This window comes from Fodinibius salipaludis (genome assembly GCF_002287075.1).
In the GTDB taxonomy this organism is placed as follows: Bacteria; Bacteroidota; Rhodothermia; order Balneolales; family Balneolaceae; genus Fodinibius; species Fodinibius salipaludis.
The window spans coordinates 47,999-63,895 of sequence record NZ_NSKE01000003.1 but is presented as its reverse complement, the minus strand read 5'-3'; the positions used below and the strand labels follow the sequence as shown (position 1 = coordinate 63,895).

Sequence of the window (15,897 nt, the reverse complement as noted above, 5' to 3'; positions counted from 1 at the left end):
GGGCATTTTTATTTAATCTTCGCTTTTTGTACCCCAAGAAATCATTCAAACAAATATTCACCAGTTCGCTGCATGTGCATCAGCCGCTCTACGCGATCTTCGGTTTCGGGATGCGTTGAAAACAAGCTCATAAAACTTCCCCCGCTAAACGGATTCACCGGAAACATATGCGATGTTGATCGCATGGCTGTATCCGATACATTCATTGGAATTTGCTGAGCTGCTTTTTCGATACGCTGTAATGCTGAGGCAAGTTGATTCGGTTGACCACATATTTCAGCCCCAACCCGATCAGCTTCATACTCACGCGTTCTGCTAATGGCTGCCTGAAGCATGCTCGCTGCAATAGGGGCTGTAATCAACACAATAAGCGCCACCAACGGATTTGATCCGCGGTCACTTCCGCCTATCGGGATAAAATATGCAAACTGTGCCAACATGGTGAGTGCACTTACGACCGTCGTGACAATCGTCTGCGTTAGAATATCCCTATTTTGTATGTGGGCCAGCTCATGGGCTATCACTGCTCGTAGTTCATCCTCATTTAGTGCCTGCATAATACCTTCCGTTACTGCCACCGCTGCATTTTTAGGATTTCGTCCTGTTGCAAAGGCATTGGGCTGATTCTGCGGAATGATATACACCGCAGGCATCGGGAGGTCGGCCTTGCGAGCAAGTTCTTCAATCATATTATACAACGCAGGATGCGATCTCTGATCTACCGGCTCCGCATTATACATTCGCAGCACCATTTTGTCAGATTTCCAATAGCTGAAAAAGTTCATTCCCATAGCAAATATAAAAGCGATTACCAGTCCGGTAGAACCACCGAGAATTTGTCCCACCAGCATAAATAGCACTGCAGCCAGAGTCATCAGAAAAACTGTTCGTAAACTATTTCTATTCATAGCAATCGTTAAAAATTTGGAGTTATTTTTTTTCTACCTGTTAAACGTAAAAATTACCGCTTTGTTTTAGTTTCACCTAACAAATTTGATCCTTGAAAATGTTCGCTAAATGTAGATCGGGATGATATCCCGACATGTATCAAAAAATTCCATCTTCGACATTTTAGATCTTTTATAGACGTTCCTCAATGGAATGGAAACCATCGCTCAGCTTGTTATAAAATGCTGTATTTGTGCGAACAAATATGGAACCAAATCAACAGAGGTGACCACTATGCCACTTACGATGCAACGTATATCTGCAACCCATCTTCACGATCGCATGACGAGCGAAAATCGTCCTGTTTTGATCAATGCGTTGTCGGAAGAAGCCTTTGAGGCCAAGCGCATTCCGGGTTCCATCAATATTACAGAGCATAATCTCGAATGCGCAACGAATGTAATTCCTGACAAAGATCAGGATATCGTAGTCTACTGCGCCAATGCAGATTGCGATGCCTCTCCCAAGCTTGCTGAAAAGCTCACTGAGATGGGCTATAATAATGTTTGGGACTTTGAAGAAGGCTTGGCCGGATGGCGCAGCGAAGGCTATCGCCTGACAGGCACCGACGTAAGCTAATAAATATCACTTTTTGATTTTGGGAGCCGCGGTCATTCAGTTGGCCGCGGCTTTTATTATTTTATGACCTACTTGCTAATTGAAATTTCGTGAACTTCCATCCCATACATGGAACAACAAATCAAAGAGCTCGAACGGCAAGCTCAAAAACTTGAAACTACTGCTCAGGATCGAAAATCATTAATCAACCAAGCTGCTGATTATGGTGAAAACTTTTTGTCATCACTCTCCGAGCAGCCTGCTTATGTGGATTCCGAATCTATGGGAAAGGGTGTATACGAACTGCCCTTTGACGAAAAACCCACAGACTTTGATCAACTCTTAAATGTTTTAAAATCCGAAGTGGATAAGCCCGGTCTCAATCCCGCTTCGGGCAAGCATACCGGCTATATTCCCGGCGGCGGACTCTATCCCTCAGCTATTGCTGACTACTTGGCGGCCGTGACCAATCGTTACACCGGTGTCTTCTTCTCTTCTCCAGGGGCCGTACGCATCGAAAACATGTGTATCCGCTGGATGAATGATCTCATCGGCTATCCCGACGGGGCTTCCGGCAACCTGACCTCGGGAGGTTCAATCGCGAATCTAATCGGGTTGGTTGTAGCCCGTGACGATTCTGGCATAAAAGCTGAAGATTTTAATCGTGCTGTAATTTACACTACCCGGCAGGTCCACCACTGTGTGGTCAAAGCCGTCAAGTTTGCCGGACTGCGTGAAGCCACACTTCGTACGATTCCTATGGACGACCATTACCGTATGAAGACAGATGCTTTAGAAGAACAAATTAAATCAGACAAAGACGAGGGGCTAATTCCACTGACGATTTTTGCCTCTGCCGGTACTACTGATCTCGGAGCCGTTGATCCCCTTGACAAAATCGGTGATATCGCTGACCGACATAACCTCTGGTTTCATGTGGATGCGGCTTACGGCGGCTTTTTTCTTCTTACTGATCACGGTAAAAAAGTGATGAAAGGCATTGAAAAATCTGATTCCGCTACCATCGATCCCCATAAAGGTTTGTTTTTACCCTACGGCTCGGGGGCGCTGCTTGTCAAAGATGGAGAAAAGCTATACGACTCGCAGCACATGAGCGCGAATTACCTGCAAGATACCTATAAAGCTACTGAAGAAGCATCTCCCGCTGATCTTTCGCCCGAACTCTCCAAACATTTTCGCGGTTTACGGATGTGGTTGCCACTTCAACTTTTCGGCGTACAGCCATTTCGCGCCGCCTTGGATGAAAAACTGTTGCTGACGCGCTATTTCTATGATGAAATTCAACAAATCGAAGGTATTGAAGTGGGGCCGGAGCCCGAACTATCAATCGCATTCTTCCGATACGTTCCCGAAACCGGTGATGCCAACGCTTTCAATAAAAAGCTGGTCGATGAGATACACAGTGATGGACGGGTTTTCTTATCCTCAACCCATCTTAATGGAATGGTGTACCTACGGCTGGCGGTTCTCAATTTTCGTACACACCTGGAAGATGTTGATCTTATTTTATCGGTGTTAAAAAAGAAAATACAGGAACTGGGAGCACTATAACTATTTTTCGAATATAACCCCTTTGGGATTCATCAGGTTCACAGTCAAATAAAACCATTACTTTCTGTTGTTTCCGGTAAGACAAATCTGGCATTATAACTAAATTACTAACAGAAACGCACAAAAGTCTATCCACAAACTCGAAAGAAAATCTTTTCGTAAGTACATTCTGTTAGAATTTTTACCCATTAACCTCCTGTCAGCAAAATACTATGACATTAATTTCGTTTTTTTATGCGCATAATGTATAATACTCATACGCAACTATTATATAAATGGGCAATATTATGAGCAAACGCACCTTGAATCTTTCCATAGAGGAAGAAATAAAAGAACGAGCAAAGAAAATTGCCGAGAAGAAGGGAATCAGCGTTTCACAATTTTTTGAGGAACTAATAGCTCAAGAAGATGATCCTGATAGCTTTACCCCAACTCCCGGCAGTGCTGCTTATGAGCTGATGAATCTTATCCCAGAATCAGAGAAAGTAAGTGACTATGACTACAATAAAATAAAAAGGGAAGTAATTGAAGAGCACTATGACGTTGACGAAAGTACTGATTGATACCAACATTTGTTTGGATGCCATTATCTACCGAAGACCTTATGCAGCTCAAGCGCTTGAACTCATAGAACGATCAGAATCAAAAGATTTCAGGGGAATAATATCAGCCCACAGCTTTGATACCTTGTTTTATATCCTCAACAAAAAAATGAACAGAACAAAAGCCTATAAGGGACTAAAAGAAATTCGCAGGGCTTTCGATGTTGCCCCTGTTACATCTTCGGTTATCGATAGCGCGCTTGATTCCCAATGGAATGATTTTGAAGACGCCATTCACTATTTCGCTGCAAAATCTGAAGCCTGCAAAGCCATTGTAACCAGAAATCAGAAAGATTTTGATCAGTCTGAAATCACAATACTCTCTCCAATGAAATTTTTAAACCAACTCGATGAATAACGCACTTCCCAACTAACAATATTGCTTCAAACCCGATTACAGGCTATATAAAAGTGATTAATGAAACCAGCTGTGCCAATATTGCCAAGGAAATAAAGAAACTCATCAATTTAAATATTGGTTTGAGAATATCCATTTTTCCACTGAATAAAATGGATTAAGCAGTCAGCCAATTTAAAATTGTATCTAAAACTACCCCTTTCCTTTTCTCCGAAAACCCTTTCTCTGATGAAGAATCATCTATGCTAAACAACGATTGATGTATCGGACCCGCAACAACAGGATAGTAACAAAGCGAAAAGATATTCAGGAGCAAATCTTGAACACTAACGGATGCTATTTCATAATTAGCCGCAGCACCGTTAATCTCGTCCTCAAAAGCCCCAACCTGTAGCACCACCTGCTCCTCAAAAATAGGCTGCAGCCAGTCCGGTTTTCTGCTGATTTCCGTAATCACAAATGCCAACACTCTGGGACTCTGATCTGCTTTTTGTAAACTGTTTTCGATCAGTAACTCTATTTTTTTAAACAGCGGCACGTCTTTCGAAAGAACTTCATTCAGATCATCAAAAATAACCTCTACCGATTGTTTATATACGTGCTCGAAAAGTTCTTTTTTAGTATTAAAATAATAGTGTATCATCGCCTTGGTTACTCCAATATGATCGGCAATATTGTGGAGGCGGGTTCCTTCAAATCCGTGTGTCAAAAACTCATTCCTGGCTGCTTCTATAATCTCCTGCCGGGTATCTTTTCCCTTCCCACTCATAGAACTAAATAGTTAGTTAGGATTATTTCTTTGAACCTAACTGTTACTTTGGGGAAGAGCAAGCGTATTAATTGAATAGTTAATCCCTCTGACCCCGAGATGTTCAACAAACCCCTATCAGAATAGCGATCTTTAAATTGGTACATAAATTCGGTTGAATCTTGCTTACTTATTTTTCAACATAGTTATAAATTCTGTTCAGATATTGTTTCCAATATCCTTTTTGATAACTTTACAGTATGAAACAACTAATCATTTTCACATTCCTTGCTTTCTTTTCGGGTAACGCTTCAATTCAACCCGATACAACTGTTGTTGATTCTGTACAGCAATCGGAAATCCAACAACCGGTTGTAACCATGATATCTGTAGAGGGCTCTATTTCTCCTACCACTACCAACTACATCAACCGGGGAATAAAAACAGCCACCGAACAGGGCGCCGAAGCGTTAATTATACAGATGGATACTCCCGGCGGCCTGTTGGAATCCACCAAAAATATTGTTCAGTCTTTTCTTGAATCCGATGATCTACCCATTATCGTTTATGTAGCTCCCGAGGGTGCGCGTGCCGCCAGTGCCGGAACATTTATCACGATGGCGGCCCATGTAGCGGCGATGGCTCCCACAACTACGATAGGAGCTGCATCACCGGTTCAGATGGGAGGCGGACAGTCTGATACCGTCATGCAGAAAAAGATTTTTAATTACTCCGAGAGCTTCATCGAAAGTATTGCCAACAGGCGCGACCGTAATGCCGAATGGGCCCGGTCTGCAGTTCGAGATGGAGAATCGATTACAGCCGAGGAAGCACTCGAATTAAATGTGATTGATCTAATTGCCTCCAATACCGACGAGCTCCTGAAAAATATTGATGGCCGCACGGTTAATGGTGATACCCTGGCTACTAACAATGCTACCATCAAAGAGGTGCCCACAAATTTCGCCGAACAATTCCTCGGTTTTATCATGCGTCCCGAAGTAATGCTCATTCTTACGATGATTGCCATTTACGGTATCATTGGTGAGGTAACCAATCCTGGTGCTATTGTGCCCGGTGTTGCCGGTGTCATTGCGCTGGTACTGGTACTCTACGCCTCGGCAGCAATGCCCATCAATATTGCCGGATTTGCCCTCATTGGCCTGGCTATCATTTTATTTGTCGCTGAAGCTTTTACTCCCACTTTTGGACTACTCATTGCGGGGGGATCCGTATCTTTCTTTTTAGGCGCCCTCATGCTTTTCCAGGATTTACCCGAATCTATGGAGCTTTCATGGGCTTGGCTTGTCCCTGCCACAATATTAACGACTCTCTTTTTTGTTTGGATTGTGACGGAGGGAATTCGAGCGCAATTCACGGATAGTAAAACGGGAAAAAACTCTATGATTGGTAAGCAGGCCGAGGTCGTCGACAAGATTGACAACAATCAAGGAAAGGTTTTTGTGAACGGTGAATACTGGGATGCAATTAGTGAAGAACATACCATTCAGGAAGGAGAATTATGTAAAATCACCGAGATCCAAGGCCTTAAAATGAAAGTAAAACCACTGACAAAGTCATCAAATACAAATAACGGATAGTAAATTATTTTAACAGCTATTATTAATTTAATCCCTAAAAAAGAAGCTTATGGAAAGTTCGAATCAATTTTTTGACATCATAACGTGGGTTATCACGATTGCTGTTTTAGCAGCAATACTGTTGCCCCAGATTTTTAAAATCCTTCGGGAATATGAACGGGCCGTTGTGTTCCGGCTCGGAAAATTTCATAAGACCAAGGGACCCGGCCTTATCATGCTCATTCCCTTTATCGATAAAATTGAGCGAGTTGACCTCCGCGTGTTAACGATCAACGTAGACCGACAAGAGGTTATCACCAAAGACAACGTTACGGTACACGTTGATGCCATTACCTTTTTCCGCGTTATCGACGCCGAAGCGGCAACCATTCAGGTAGAGAAATATATCCACGCTACATCCATGCTGGCGCAAACAACCTTACGCAGTATTGTTGGACAGGTGGAGCTCGATGAGCTGCTGGCCGAGCGGGACAAAGTAAATAAAAACATCCAGGAAATTATTGACCGACAGACCGACCCGTGGGGAATTAAGGTTGTTTCTGTAGAAGTTCGCGACGTAGTACTGCCCGAAAACATGAAACGAGCAATGGCCCGTCAGGCAGAAACCGAACGTGACCGTCGAGCTAAAGTGATTAATGCCGAAGGTGAATTCCAGGCTGCCGAACGATTAGTTGAAGCAGCGACCATGATGAGAGAAGCGCCCATGGCACTTCAGCTGCGTTTTCTGCAAACCATGAGCGACATCAGCGAAGAAAATGCCACATTTGCATTCATGCCTCTGCCCATGGAGATGCTCGAGGTATTTAAAAATATGTCGGGTGTTGATGTGCCTCCGCAAATTAGTGATGATTCAAATGACACGGATAATGAATCATAATCCAATCTTTTAAAATCAATCTGGTACTACAACTGGCGCAGGTTAACAACTTGCGCCAGTTTTTTTTATTACGAATGATCTAACTGTCCCTGATGTTATTATCACTAACAAAAAAATAAGTGCGGTGACCATGCGAATTCTATCTGTTCTCTTAATCGTTATTCTCTTTCCCCTCACAAGCTGTCAGGCACAGCAAGAAAATAATAGCACCACCAATCCCGAAGTGGCTAAAAGTACTTCGGATATAAAACCCCACAATCCCTATTATTCTCGCACTGACACCACAAAATTAAACCTCCCTGACTCTGTTTGGAAAAAGGTTCTGAAACCCAAAGTCTATCACATTGCCCGCGAAAAAGGAACTGAAAGAGAATACTCCGGTAAGTACTGGGATCACGAAGGAAAAGGAACATACTATTGTGCAGCCTGCGGAAATAAACTTTTTGAATCAGAAGCAAAATACATGAGCCATTGCGGTTGGCCCAGCTTCTTTGAACCGGTGGGGTTAAACAGTGTTAAATTTAAACCGGACAACTCACTTGGCATGGAGCGCACGGAAGTGCTTTGCGGGCGCTGCAATGCCCATCTCGGTCATATTTTTAACGACGGGCCACCTCCAACAGGCAAGCGCTACTGCATGAATTCCCTTGTACTGGACTTCGTACCCAACGACAGCACACAAACAAACTGACTCTTACTCATCTCCAAGAATCCGTTTTAATAAGCGATTCCACATATCTGCCCGCATATCAAAGCTGGGTTCAAACTGTTTAAAGCCCGTAACCTTAGTCGAGTCGCTGTTAAATATCAGTTTATAGTTCCATACAAACGGGGCCGGCTGATCAGTAAGCCATAAGTCTGACCGACCAAATCGAAGGTCATGAACGATGAGTCCATCAGGCTTTTTCTCAGCTGCATAGTATCCCCGTGAAAACCAAATAAGTCGCTCAACTGGCAGCTGGTTATGATACGGCTGCAATAGCTCCTCATTTTTCGGAACCGATTTAAAATTGATTTCCCGGTCGTCATCAAAAACAGAATACAAGCCGGCATAGAGTGTATCATTGGCCTCTGCATAGCCCGTCCACAAAAAAATGTTCAGGGGAGAGGGGGTGGTCATATATTGCTCAGGGTTAATCTGCTCCCGGTCAAAATTATACTCAAACACATTATTAATATGATGTTTAATCCCAAAGCCAACCAACAAATACAGGGAGCTTATCCCGACCCCCAGCCAATTTGCCCACCTGCGATTTATTGATTGTCTTTTCAGAAAAAGAGCAGTTGCCAGTCCCAACAACAATGGCAAGGTATAAAAGGGATCAATAATAAAAATAGAATTAAAGCTGAGGGAATAGTTGCTGAATGGCTGAAGAACCTGCGTACCGTAGCTCGTGCAGACATCAATAAAAATATGGGTGAGAAACACCCAGAATACGAGCCACGACCACTTTTTCCATGATACATTGCTTTTTTGATAACGCTGCAAAAACCATCCAAACAAAGGAGCAGCCACCACACAGAAAAACAGCGAATGCGTAATACCGCGGTGGATAGCCAACGCCTGTACTTCTGAGACAAACGGAGAAGCAAGCACATCAAGGTCGGGCAGCACTCCAAAGGCAGCGCCCCACAATGCCGCTTTATTTCCCAACTTTTTTCCCAGCAGTACTTCTCCTACTGCAGCACCAAGCGTAATCTGTGTAACAGTATCCATCAATTTTTTATGAATTTTAAAATATGAAACAGTTCAAAAAGAAACGCTCTCCTGAAGGAATACTTTGAACGATTTAGTGTGTTGTAAGGTTCAACTTTGCTTCAGAATCGAGTTGTATGTTTAAGAACATTATAAAGTATAACATCCTATTACATTTTGTAATGAACATTTCGGCTAATTTTTTCATTGTGTCATTACGACCTTTTTAAACCTGAATATTATTTATCATCCATGAAGCTTTCTCTATTCCAAAAAGTATTCTATTTATCATTATTACTACTTGCCTCAAGCCTGGTCATTTCCTGTTCCGGTGACAGTGATAACAATAGTAGCCCGGCTATGAGTAATTCTTCATCTACGCCGTCGGTAGAAGCCGTGAAATCTCGTTACGGAGCACTTCCGCTTTCGGAACGATTGAGCGGCACAGTATATGCTAAAAGCCAAGTGTCACTGTATCCTGAGATTTCAGGAAAAATTTCCACTGTCCATGTACAAAATGGAGAATATGTTGAAAAGGGAGAACCTATCGTTTCGCTTGAAGACAGTCAATATCGGGAACAAGTAGAACAAGCTCGTGCCAACCTGCGGATCAATGAAGCACGCCTAAAACAAGCACGCGCCCGCTATAACGAACTTGAAGCTCAGTACAGACGAACAAAACAACTGAGCGATCAAGAGTTATCGAGTGAACTTGAAATGGAAACCCTACAAGCCCAGATGTCGTCTGCCGAGGCCGATGTGGATTTAGCTGAAGCCCAGGTTGAGCAGGCTCGATCCAGCCTTGCCGAACAACAGGACATGCTTTCAAAAACAGTAATTAAAGCTCCGATATCGGGAACGGTAGGTCAGCGATCCGCTGAAACCGGAATGCAGGTAAGCAGTAGTACCCAACTTTATACGATTGGAGATCTCGATAATTTGCGCGTAGAAGTGGTATTGACCGACCAGATGCTCGATGATATCGAGGTAGGACAAACAGCACGTATTTATACCAGTTCTAATGCTAACAACAGTGACTTTATCGAAGCCGAACTATCAAGAATATCCCCATTCCTTAATAATATAACACGAAGCACTGAGGGAGAAATTGATGTTCAAAACACAGGTAATAAGCTCCGACCAGGAATGTTTGTGCCTGTTGACATTTTATATGGACAAAGTGAGCGAGCTACCTTAGTGCCCACAAGCGCCATTTATACCGATCCTAATTCGGGAGAAGAAGGTGTTTTTGTAGCAACTTCTTTAGGATCTGAGATACAGCCTGCCGAACAGGTTGATCCCGAAAATCCGCCTCCGCTCACAGCACCCACCGAAGTACAGTTCAAGTCAATTGATGTCATTGCCGAAGGTCGCATGGAAGTAGGGGTGGAAGGTATTGAGCCCGGCAACTGGGTTATTACTGTTGGCCAAAACCTGCTGTCGAGCGGAAGCCAGCAAGCCCGTGTTCGCACCAGCTCATGGGAGCGGATTTTAGCCCTTCAGGGATTACAACGTCAAGACCTGTTGCAACGCGTACTAAATCGTCAAACTGAACTCAACGATTCTTCGAGCCAATAACTTCTACACTTGATTATCTAACACTATGAAGATTACAGAAACAGCCGTAGAACGCCCCATCGCAACCACGATGCTCTTCCTCATTATCATCGTTTTAGGGGTTATGTCATTCCGCTATTTGCCGGTAGATTTATTGCCGCCCGTCGAATACCCACAGCTTACTGTAGCTACGGAGTATCCCAATGTGGGTCCCGAGGAAATTGAAACCATCATCACCCAGCGCATAGAAAATACTATCGCGGGTGTACCTGGCGTAGAACGCGTTCGGTCAAGCTCATCAGAAGGACAGAGCCGTGTAACGCTTGAATTCGCCCAGAGCACTGATATTGACGTTGCCGCCAACGATATTCGCGCTGCATTAGATCGGGTTCGTGACGAGCTCCCGCCCGAGGCCGAACCGCCTCGAATCTGGAAGTTTGATCCTAATAACTTCCCGATTGTTATTGTAGGAGCCAACTCGGATATGAACCTGCAGGAGCTCACTCAGATTCTTGATCGCGAAGTAACCAAGCGCTTTGAGCAAGTACCCGGAGTAGGCTCTATTGACATCTGGGGTGGCGTCTACCGAGAAGTTCATGTAGAAATCAAGCGCGACCGACTAATTGCAAGTGGACTTTCATCTGCCGAGGTACAACAAGCTATTGCCAGTGAAAATATTAATCTCCCGGGCGGGAATGTAAATTCCGGGATCCAGCAACTTTATGTCCGCACCCTCGGTGAGTATGAATCCATCGATCAAATTGCCAATACTATTATTCGCATGGAGGATGGCAAACCGATCCGCGTTAAGGATGTAGCGGAAGTACGATGGGGATATGAAGATCTTAATCGCCTTGTAACCATTGATAAAAAACCGATGGTTCGTTTTGGTATCCGTAAACAGACGGGAGCCAACACTGTTTCGGTTGCAGAAGATATCCGACAGGAAATTGAAAAAGTGAATAACGAACGGAGTGACATGAACCTGTTCGTTACGACCGATCAAAGTGAGTTTATTCAAAATTCTATAGACAATGTCCAAAGTTCAGCTATCTGGGGAGCTTTGCTGGCCATTGTTGTGCTCTACCTGTTTTTACGGAACGGCTCATCTACATTTATTATCTCGCTGGCCATTCCTATATCCATTATTGCAACCTTTGGATTACTTTATTTTAATGGCTTAACCCTTAACCAAATGAGCTTTGGTGGACTTGCCCTGGGGGTGGGCCTGATTGTTGATAATGCCATTGTGGTACTCGAAAATATTATTCGCCTCAGGGAGGAGCGCGGCAAAGATCTAAAAGCAAGCTCGCTGATAGGCACGCGAGAGGTAGGGGGAGCTATTGTTGCCTCTACGATTACAACATCGGTTATATTTTTGCCGGTGGTATTCATGCAAACAATATCGGGCAGCATCTTTCAGGAACTTGCACTGGTAGTTGTCTTTGCCTTGGTTTGCTCGTTGTTTGTAGCCCTTACCCTGGTACCAATGCTGTGTAGCAAATTCTTGACCGTCCAACCTGATAACTCAGAAAAGGCCGCGAAAAAGAGTTGGTTCCAGCGGACATTTGCTGCTCTGGAACAGCGGTACACCGATTTTATCGATTATACCTTACACCATAAACCGGCTGTTTATACCATTACCGGTGTGTTGGTTCTTGGATCAGTTCTTCTTATCCCTCTAATTCCTGTGGAACTGGCCCCACAATCGGATGCCGACGAAATTGATATAGACTTTATGATGGCCGAGGGTACCAATATTGCCGTACAAAACGAGTATCTCAAAGAGTTAGAAACAGTTGTCCGTGCTCATTTACCCATGGACGATGTTGAGCATATTACAACGGATGTACGAGATGGACGTGCTGAAGTTGAAATTGCTATGGTTGAAGCCTCAGAGCGTTCTATGAGCACATCAAAAATAGCTGATCAGATTCGGGAAAACGTTGCCGGTACCGTCCCCGGCGGTGATATCCGCGTAAGTGCACAATCCGGGCTGTGGATTTTACGGCGTATTTTTGGCTCAGGCGGCGGAGAAGCCGTAGAGCTCCAGCTTCGCGGATATGATTTAGAGCAAGCCAAAACGCTTTCCGAAGAGATTAAAAAGCGAATGGAACAAATCCCTGAAGTTACGGGCGTTCGTACTGATCGACGTGAAGGCCGGCCGGAACAGAATCTAATATTCGATCGCGAAAAAATTGCTGATCTGGGTCTCACCGTAAGTGGGGTGGCCCGCGTGATCCAAACAAATGTAGGCGGGAGCCGCGCCGGCACTTTCAGAGAAGGCGGTGATGAGTTTCCTATCCGCGTTCGCCTGCAGCCCGAAGATCGCCTAAGTACCAAAGACTTGGAGAATATTTCAATCCGTACAGCCGATGGAGAGGTGCTGCCGGTTACTGCAGTCGTTTCACAATCTAAGGGACGCGGACCTACGGATATCAATCGCGTTAACAGTCAGCGCGTGTCCTATATATCGGCCAACCTCGAAAGCGGTGTAGCCCTGAGCGAAGCCGTTGAGAAAATCCAGGCCAAACTTTCTGATATGCAGCTGCCTGAAGGGTTCTCTATCGTTTACGGTGGGGAATACGAGGAACAGCAAAAAGCAGCAGCCGACTTTCAGCTTTCCATCATCATGGCACTGATACTTATTTATATGGTGATGGCTGCCCAGTTTGAACGATTCTTTGATCCGCTGGTTGTTATGTTTTCTGTCCCCCTCGCTATTATCGGGGTGGTCCCAACGCTGATGCTCACCGGCACAACCATTAACATGCAAAGTATGATGGGCGTGGTGATGCTAATAGGTATTGTAGTAAACAACGCAATTGTGTTAGTCGACTATATTAATCTGATGAGACGGGAACATGATATGGGAATACGCGAAGCCGTCATTGAATCGGGGCGACTGCGACTGCGACCTATCTTGATGACAACCCTAACTACTATATTAGGACTTCTGCCGCTTTCTTTCGGCATTGGCTCCGGCGCCGAAATTCAAGCTTCTTTGGCCCGGGTGGTTATTGGGGGCTTAACAGCTTCAACACTTGTAACCCTGGTATTTATCCCCGTAGTGTATATTTCTGCCGAAAGCCTGTTATCGAAAGTTAAATCACAGAGCTGGGTCCCCTCATGGATGACCGGAGAAACAGCTGAACCTGCAAAAGCATAGTATTTTACTTAATCACTAATTAAAAAAGCCCCGTGGCCAGTCGCCATCGGGCTTTTTTAATTTCTATTCTTTCGAGTCATTCAACCTCATCCGTTTACTATTAATAAGCTCCAGCATCTGAAAAAAGCACATCAAGTCTTGCTTCCCTCACCATTTGTAACCGGTATATCCTTTCTAATAAGTAGGGATGTTCAGTTCTTATGCACATCTGCAAAGATACAAGCCTAAAGCTAATGCAGAAATGCAATAGTCTGATATCCTGCGTTTAGCTTGCCTCAGATACTCAAAAAAAAGGAGATTATTTTCGCCCCTTAGACCATTTAAACGAGCTTTTTAAGAAGTATTGAAAATAATCTAGAGACAAAATACTCTTTTGGAACAGATCTTGTAGCACTATCTAACGAACCACAAAAACAACATAATCTTCACAAACATAAATTAACCAGAGGTTCTATTATGAAGACGTTACAACACATAACCAAGTCCTTAAGCTTGGTATTACTTTTGATCTTCGGGGCTGTCGGAATTGCTTCTGCTCAATTCGATCGGGACATGCAATACTTTACTAATCCTGACCAGACGGGGCTAAACCAGTTTGAGGCACCCTTTGAAACCGATGTAGAATTTGATGGCGTTAATGTTCGCATTGGCGGCGCCAATACTCTACAATTCCAAGGTATTTCGCAAGACAACGATGCAGGAACGCTTCCTGAGTTAGAAAACAACTTTAACCTTGCTACTTCTAATTTAGATCTTGACGTAGCCTTGGCAACAGGTCTTCGCATGCACTTGCGAACCTATTTGACCTCACAGCACCACACCGAGGCCTATGTTAAAAGTGGATATATGCAGGTAGATCGCCTTGACTTTATTTCTGAAGGACTACTTTCAGGCCTAATGGACAAGTTGCGTATTAAAGTAGGTCACATGGAGCTCAACTACGGTGACAACCACTTCCGCCGTACAGATAATGCTTCTGCTATCCACAACCCATTTGTAGGAAACTACATCATGGATTCCTTTACTACTGAGGTAGCCGGTGAGATTTACTACTATGACAAAGGCATAATGGCAATGTTTGGTTTAAGTAACGGTAAACTAAACCAAAGCGTTGTTGCAGGAGATATTAAGACACACGCTACCGTTTATGGTAAGTTAGCTTATGACAAGAAGATGGGCGAAGACATGCGTTTCCGTTTAAGTGCATCTATCCTTAACGTATCCAACTCACCATCAATGTACTTGTACTCTGGAGACCGTGCCGGTTCTCGTTACTACAGCGTAATGGATGATGGATTCCGTAGTGGACGTTTTGCTCCAAGCTTTACTCCTGGACGTGGCGCCCCTGCTGCAGCCGGAGAGATGACTGCGTTTATGCTGAACCCTTTTGTTAAGTTCGGCGGACTGGAATTCTACGGTGTGTATGAAAACACTACTGGAAATATTAAAGGAAATGATAGCAGAACATTTAACCAGTATGGTGCAGAAGCACTCTATCGTTTCGGAGCCAATGAAGACTTCTATCTCGGTGCCCGCTACAACTTGGTTGATGGTGAAATGACTAGTGGCGATATCGAAATTGATCGCTTCAATATTGGCGGTGGCTGGTTCCTAACCAAAAACGTAATGGCCAAGCTTGAGTATGTAACACAATCATACAGCGGTGACGGTTATGTTGGAACTAAGTATGAAGACGGAAAATTCGACGGCGTTATGCTCGAAGCCGTAATTAGCTTCTAACACAAGTTTTTAACCATAGGAGCGTATGACTTATCCCTAAGTCTAAGTTCCGATCCCCTGATGCGGTGTTGCCTGTGAAAAGGCAACACCGTTTTTTATTTGTACCTATTTTCAGACCCCAAGAAATGCCAACCCTATAGATCACAATTTTTCTTCCCTCACTGATCTATTTCTTTTATTAGCCCACACCTACATCAGTCATGATGTTCTCACACAGTACGGTATGTTTGACTGCTTAAAGTGACGCTATAAGGTATCATCCCTTTCCTGTAGGATTTATGTCATTGCCCGGCTACTATAATTTATCATACAGTATCACGCTAAGTAACTAAACAGATCTTCTTTTTTAGTAGCGTGTTTGGTATGGGTTTATGCCACAGTCCCCCCCACATCAATACTTGGGTTCCGCCGGGCATGATGATTCTCCATAGTCTGTAGCGCAAGAGTAGGACAAGGTCATATCCCAGCAGG

At 44.0% G+C, this 15,897-nt stretch carries 13 protein-coding genes; 10 read left to right on the top strand and 3 right to left on the bottom strand.

Features of this window, described 5'->3' with window-relative positions; genetic code table 11:
* Positions 1 to 41 precede the first annotated feature (41 nt).
* Positions 42 to 908: a zinc metalloprotease HtpX gene (gene htpX, locus CK503_RS04480; RefSeq protein WP_095605604.1), complete on the bottom strand. Its 867-nt coding sequence runs from the start codon at positions 906 to 908 to the stop codon at positions 42 to 44.
* A 274-nt stretch (positions 909 to 1,182) separates the two neighbouring features.
* Here htpX and CK503_RS04475 point away from each other — a divergent pair, with 274 nt between their 5' ends.
* The 4 genes from CK503_RS04475 to CK503_RS04460 all read left to right on the top strand — a co-directional run bounded on the left by CK503_RS04475 (position 1,183) and on the right by CK503_RS04460 (position 4,038).
* On the top strand, positions 1,183 to 1,527 hold the full coding sequence (locus CK503_RS04475) for a rhodanese-like domain-containing protein (RefSeq protein WP_255233331.1): 345 nt from the start codon (positions 1,183 to 1,185) through the stop codon (positions 1,525 to 1,527).
* 108 nt (positions 1,528 to 1,635) lie between these two features.
* On the top strand, positions 1,636 to 3,078 hold the full coding sequence (locus tag CK503_RS04470) for a pyridoxal phosphate-dependent decarboxylase family protein (protein WP_095605603.1): 1,443 nt from the start codon (positions 1,636 to 1,638) through the stop codon (positions 3,076 to 3,078).
* Between the two features lie 287 nt (positions 3,079 to 3,365).
* A complete protein-coding gene (locus CK503_RS04465; RefSeq protein WP_141239882.1) occupies positions 3,366 to 3,641 on the top strand; it encodes a DUF6364 family protein in 276 nt (91 codons plus the stop codon).
* A complete protein-coding gene (locus CK503_RS04460) occupies positions 3,616 to 4,038 on the top strand; it encodes a type II toxin-antitoxin system VapC family toxin (protein ID WP_095605601.1) in 423 nt (140 codons plus the stop codon). The genes CK503_RS04465 and CK503_RS04460 overlap by 26 nt, the downstream gene beginning before the upstream one ends.
* A gap of 157 nt (positions 4,039 to 4,195) precedes the next feature.
* Here CK503_RS04460 and CK503_RS04455 read toward each other — a convergent pair whose 3' ends face one another.
* Positions 4,196 to 4,807 (bottom strand): TetR/AcrR family transcriptional regulator, encoded by a 612-nt coding sequence (locus CK503_RS04455; RefSeq protein ID WP_095605600.1) that lies wholly within the window; start codon positions 4,805 to 4,807, stop codon positions 4,196 to 4,198.
* A 239-nt stretch (positions 4,808 to 5,046) separates the two neighbouring features.
* Between CK503_RS04455 and CK503_RS04450 the strand changes: the two genes are divergently transcribed.
* The 3 genes from CK503_RS04450 to msrB all read left to right on the top strand — a co-directional run bounded on the left by CK503_RS04450 (position 5,047) and on the right by msrB (position 7,955).
* A complete protein-coding gene (locus CK503_RS04450) occupies positions 5,047 to 6,387 on the top strand; it encodes an NfeD family protein (RefSeq protein WP_095605599.1) in 1,341 nt (446 codons plus the stop codon).
* Between the two features lie 49 nt (positions 6,388 to 6,436).
* On the top strand, positions 6,437 to 7,264 hold the full coding sequence (locus CK503_RS04445; protein ID WP_095605598.1) for a slipin family protein: 828 nt from the start codon (positions 6,437 to 6,439) through the stop codon (positions 7,262 to 7,264).
* 130 nt (positions 7,265 to 7,394) lie between these two features.
* Positions 7,395 to 7,955 carry a peptide-methionine (R)-S-oxide reductase MsrB gene (msrB, locus tag CK503_RS04440; protein ID WP_095605597.1) on the top strand — a complete coding sequence of 187 codons (561 nt, stop codon included), beginning with the start codon at positions 7,395 to 7,397 and terminating at the stop codon, positions 7,953 to 7,955.
* A gap of 3 nt (positions 7,956 to 7,958) precedes the next feature.
* On the opposite strand, the gene CK503_RS04435 is transcribed toward msrB, so the two are convergent.
* Positions 7,959 to 8,981: a metal-dependent hydrolase gene (locus tag CK503_RS04435; RefSeq protein ID WP_095605596.1), complete on the bottom strand. Its 1,023-nt coding sequence runs from the start codon at positions 8,979 to 8,981 to the stop codon at positions 7,959 to 7,961.
* Between the two features lie 231 nt (positions 8,982 to 9,212).
* Between CK503_RS04435 and CK503_RS04430 the strand changes: the two genes are divergently transcribed.
* The 3 genes from CK503_RS04430 (at position 9,213) to CK503_RS04420 (ending at position 15,426) form a co-directional block, all read left to right on the top strand.
* The gene (locus CK503_RS04430; RefSeq protein WP_095605595.1) at positions 9,213 to 10,538 is read left to right on the top strand and encodes an efflux RND transporter periplasmic adaptor subunit; all 1,326 of its coding nucleotides are present in this window, start codon (positions 9,213 to 9,215) and stop codon (positions 10,536 to 10,538) included.
* 25 nt (positions 10,539 to 10,563) lie between these two features.
* The gene (locus CK503_RS04425) at positions 10,564 to 13,686 is read left to right on the top strand and encodes an efflux RND transporter permease subunit (RefSeq protein ID WP_095605594.1); all 3,123 of its coding nucleotides are present in this window, start codon (positions 10,564 to 10,566) and stop codon (positions 13,684 to 13,686) included.
* A 456-nt stretch (positions 13,687 to 14,142) separates the two neighbouring features.
* Positions 14,143 to 15,426: a hypothetical protein gene (locus tag CK503_RS04420; RefSeq protein ID WP_095605593.1), complete on the top strand. Its 1,284-nt coding sequence runs from the start codon at positions 14,143 to 14,145 to the stop codon at positions 15,424 to 15,426.
* Positions 15,427 to 15,897: the final 471 nt, after the last annotated feature.

Bases quoted from the DNA above. Each gene is read 5' to 3' on its own strand.
- CK503_RS04460 (WP_095605601.1), top strand. From the start codon at position 3,616: ATGACGTTGACGAAAGTACTGATTGATACCAACATTTGTTTGGATGCC.
- CK503_RS04465 (WP_141239882.1), top strand. From the start codon at position 3,366: ATGAGCAAACGCACCTTGAATCTTTCCATAGAGGAAGAAATAAAAGAA.
- CK503_RS04470 (WP_095605603.1), top strand. From the start codon at position 1,636: ATGGAACAACAAATCAAAGAGCTCGAACGGCAAGCTCAAAAACTTGAA.
- CK503_RS04425 (WP_095605594.1), top strand. From the start codon at position 10,564: ATGAAGATTACAGAAACAGCCGTAGAACGCCCCATCGCAACCACGATG.
- CK503_RS04420 (WP_095605593.1), top strand. From the start codon at position 14,143: ATGAAGACGTTACAACACATAACCAAGTCCTTAAGCTTGGTATTACTT.
- msrB (WP_095605597.1), top strand. From the start codon at position 7,395: ATGCGAATTCTATCTGTTCTCTTAATCGTTATTCTCTTTCCCCTCACA.
- CK503_RS04475 (WP_255233331.1), top strand. From the start codon at position 1,183: ATGCCACTTACGATGCAACGTATATCTGCAACCCATCTTCACGATCGC.
- htpX (WP_095605604.1), bottom strand. From the start codon at position 908: ATGAATAGAAATAGTTTACGAACAGTTTTTCTGATGACTCTGGCTGCA.
- CK503_RS04455 (WP_095605600.1), bottom strand. From the start codon at position 4,807: ATGAGTGGGAAGGGAAAAGATACCCGGCAGGAGATTATAGAAGCAGCC.
- CK503_RS04435 (WP_095605596.1), bottom strand. From the start codon at position 8,981: ATGGATACTGTTACACAGATTACGCTTGGTGCTGCAGTAGGAGAAGTA.
- CK503_RS04450 (WP_095605599.1), top strand. From the start codon at position 5,047: ATGAAACAACTAATCATTTTCACATTCCTTGCTTTCTTTTCGGGTAAC.
- CK503_RS04430 (WP_095605595.1), top strand. From the start codon at position 9,213: ATGAAGCTTTCTCTATTCCAAAAAGTATTCTATTTATCATTATTACTA.
- CK503_RS04445 (WP_095605598.1), top strand. From the start codon at position 6,437: ATGGAAAGTTCGAATCAATTTTTTGACATCATAACGTGGGTTATCACG.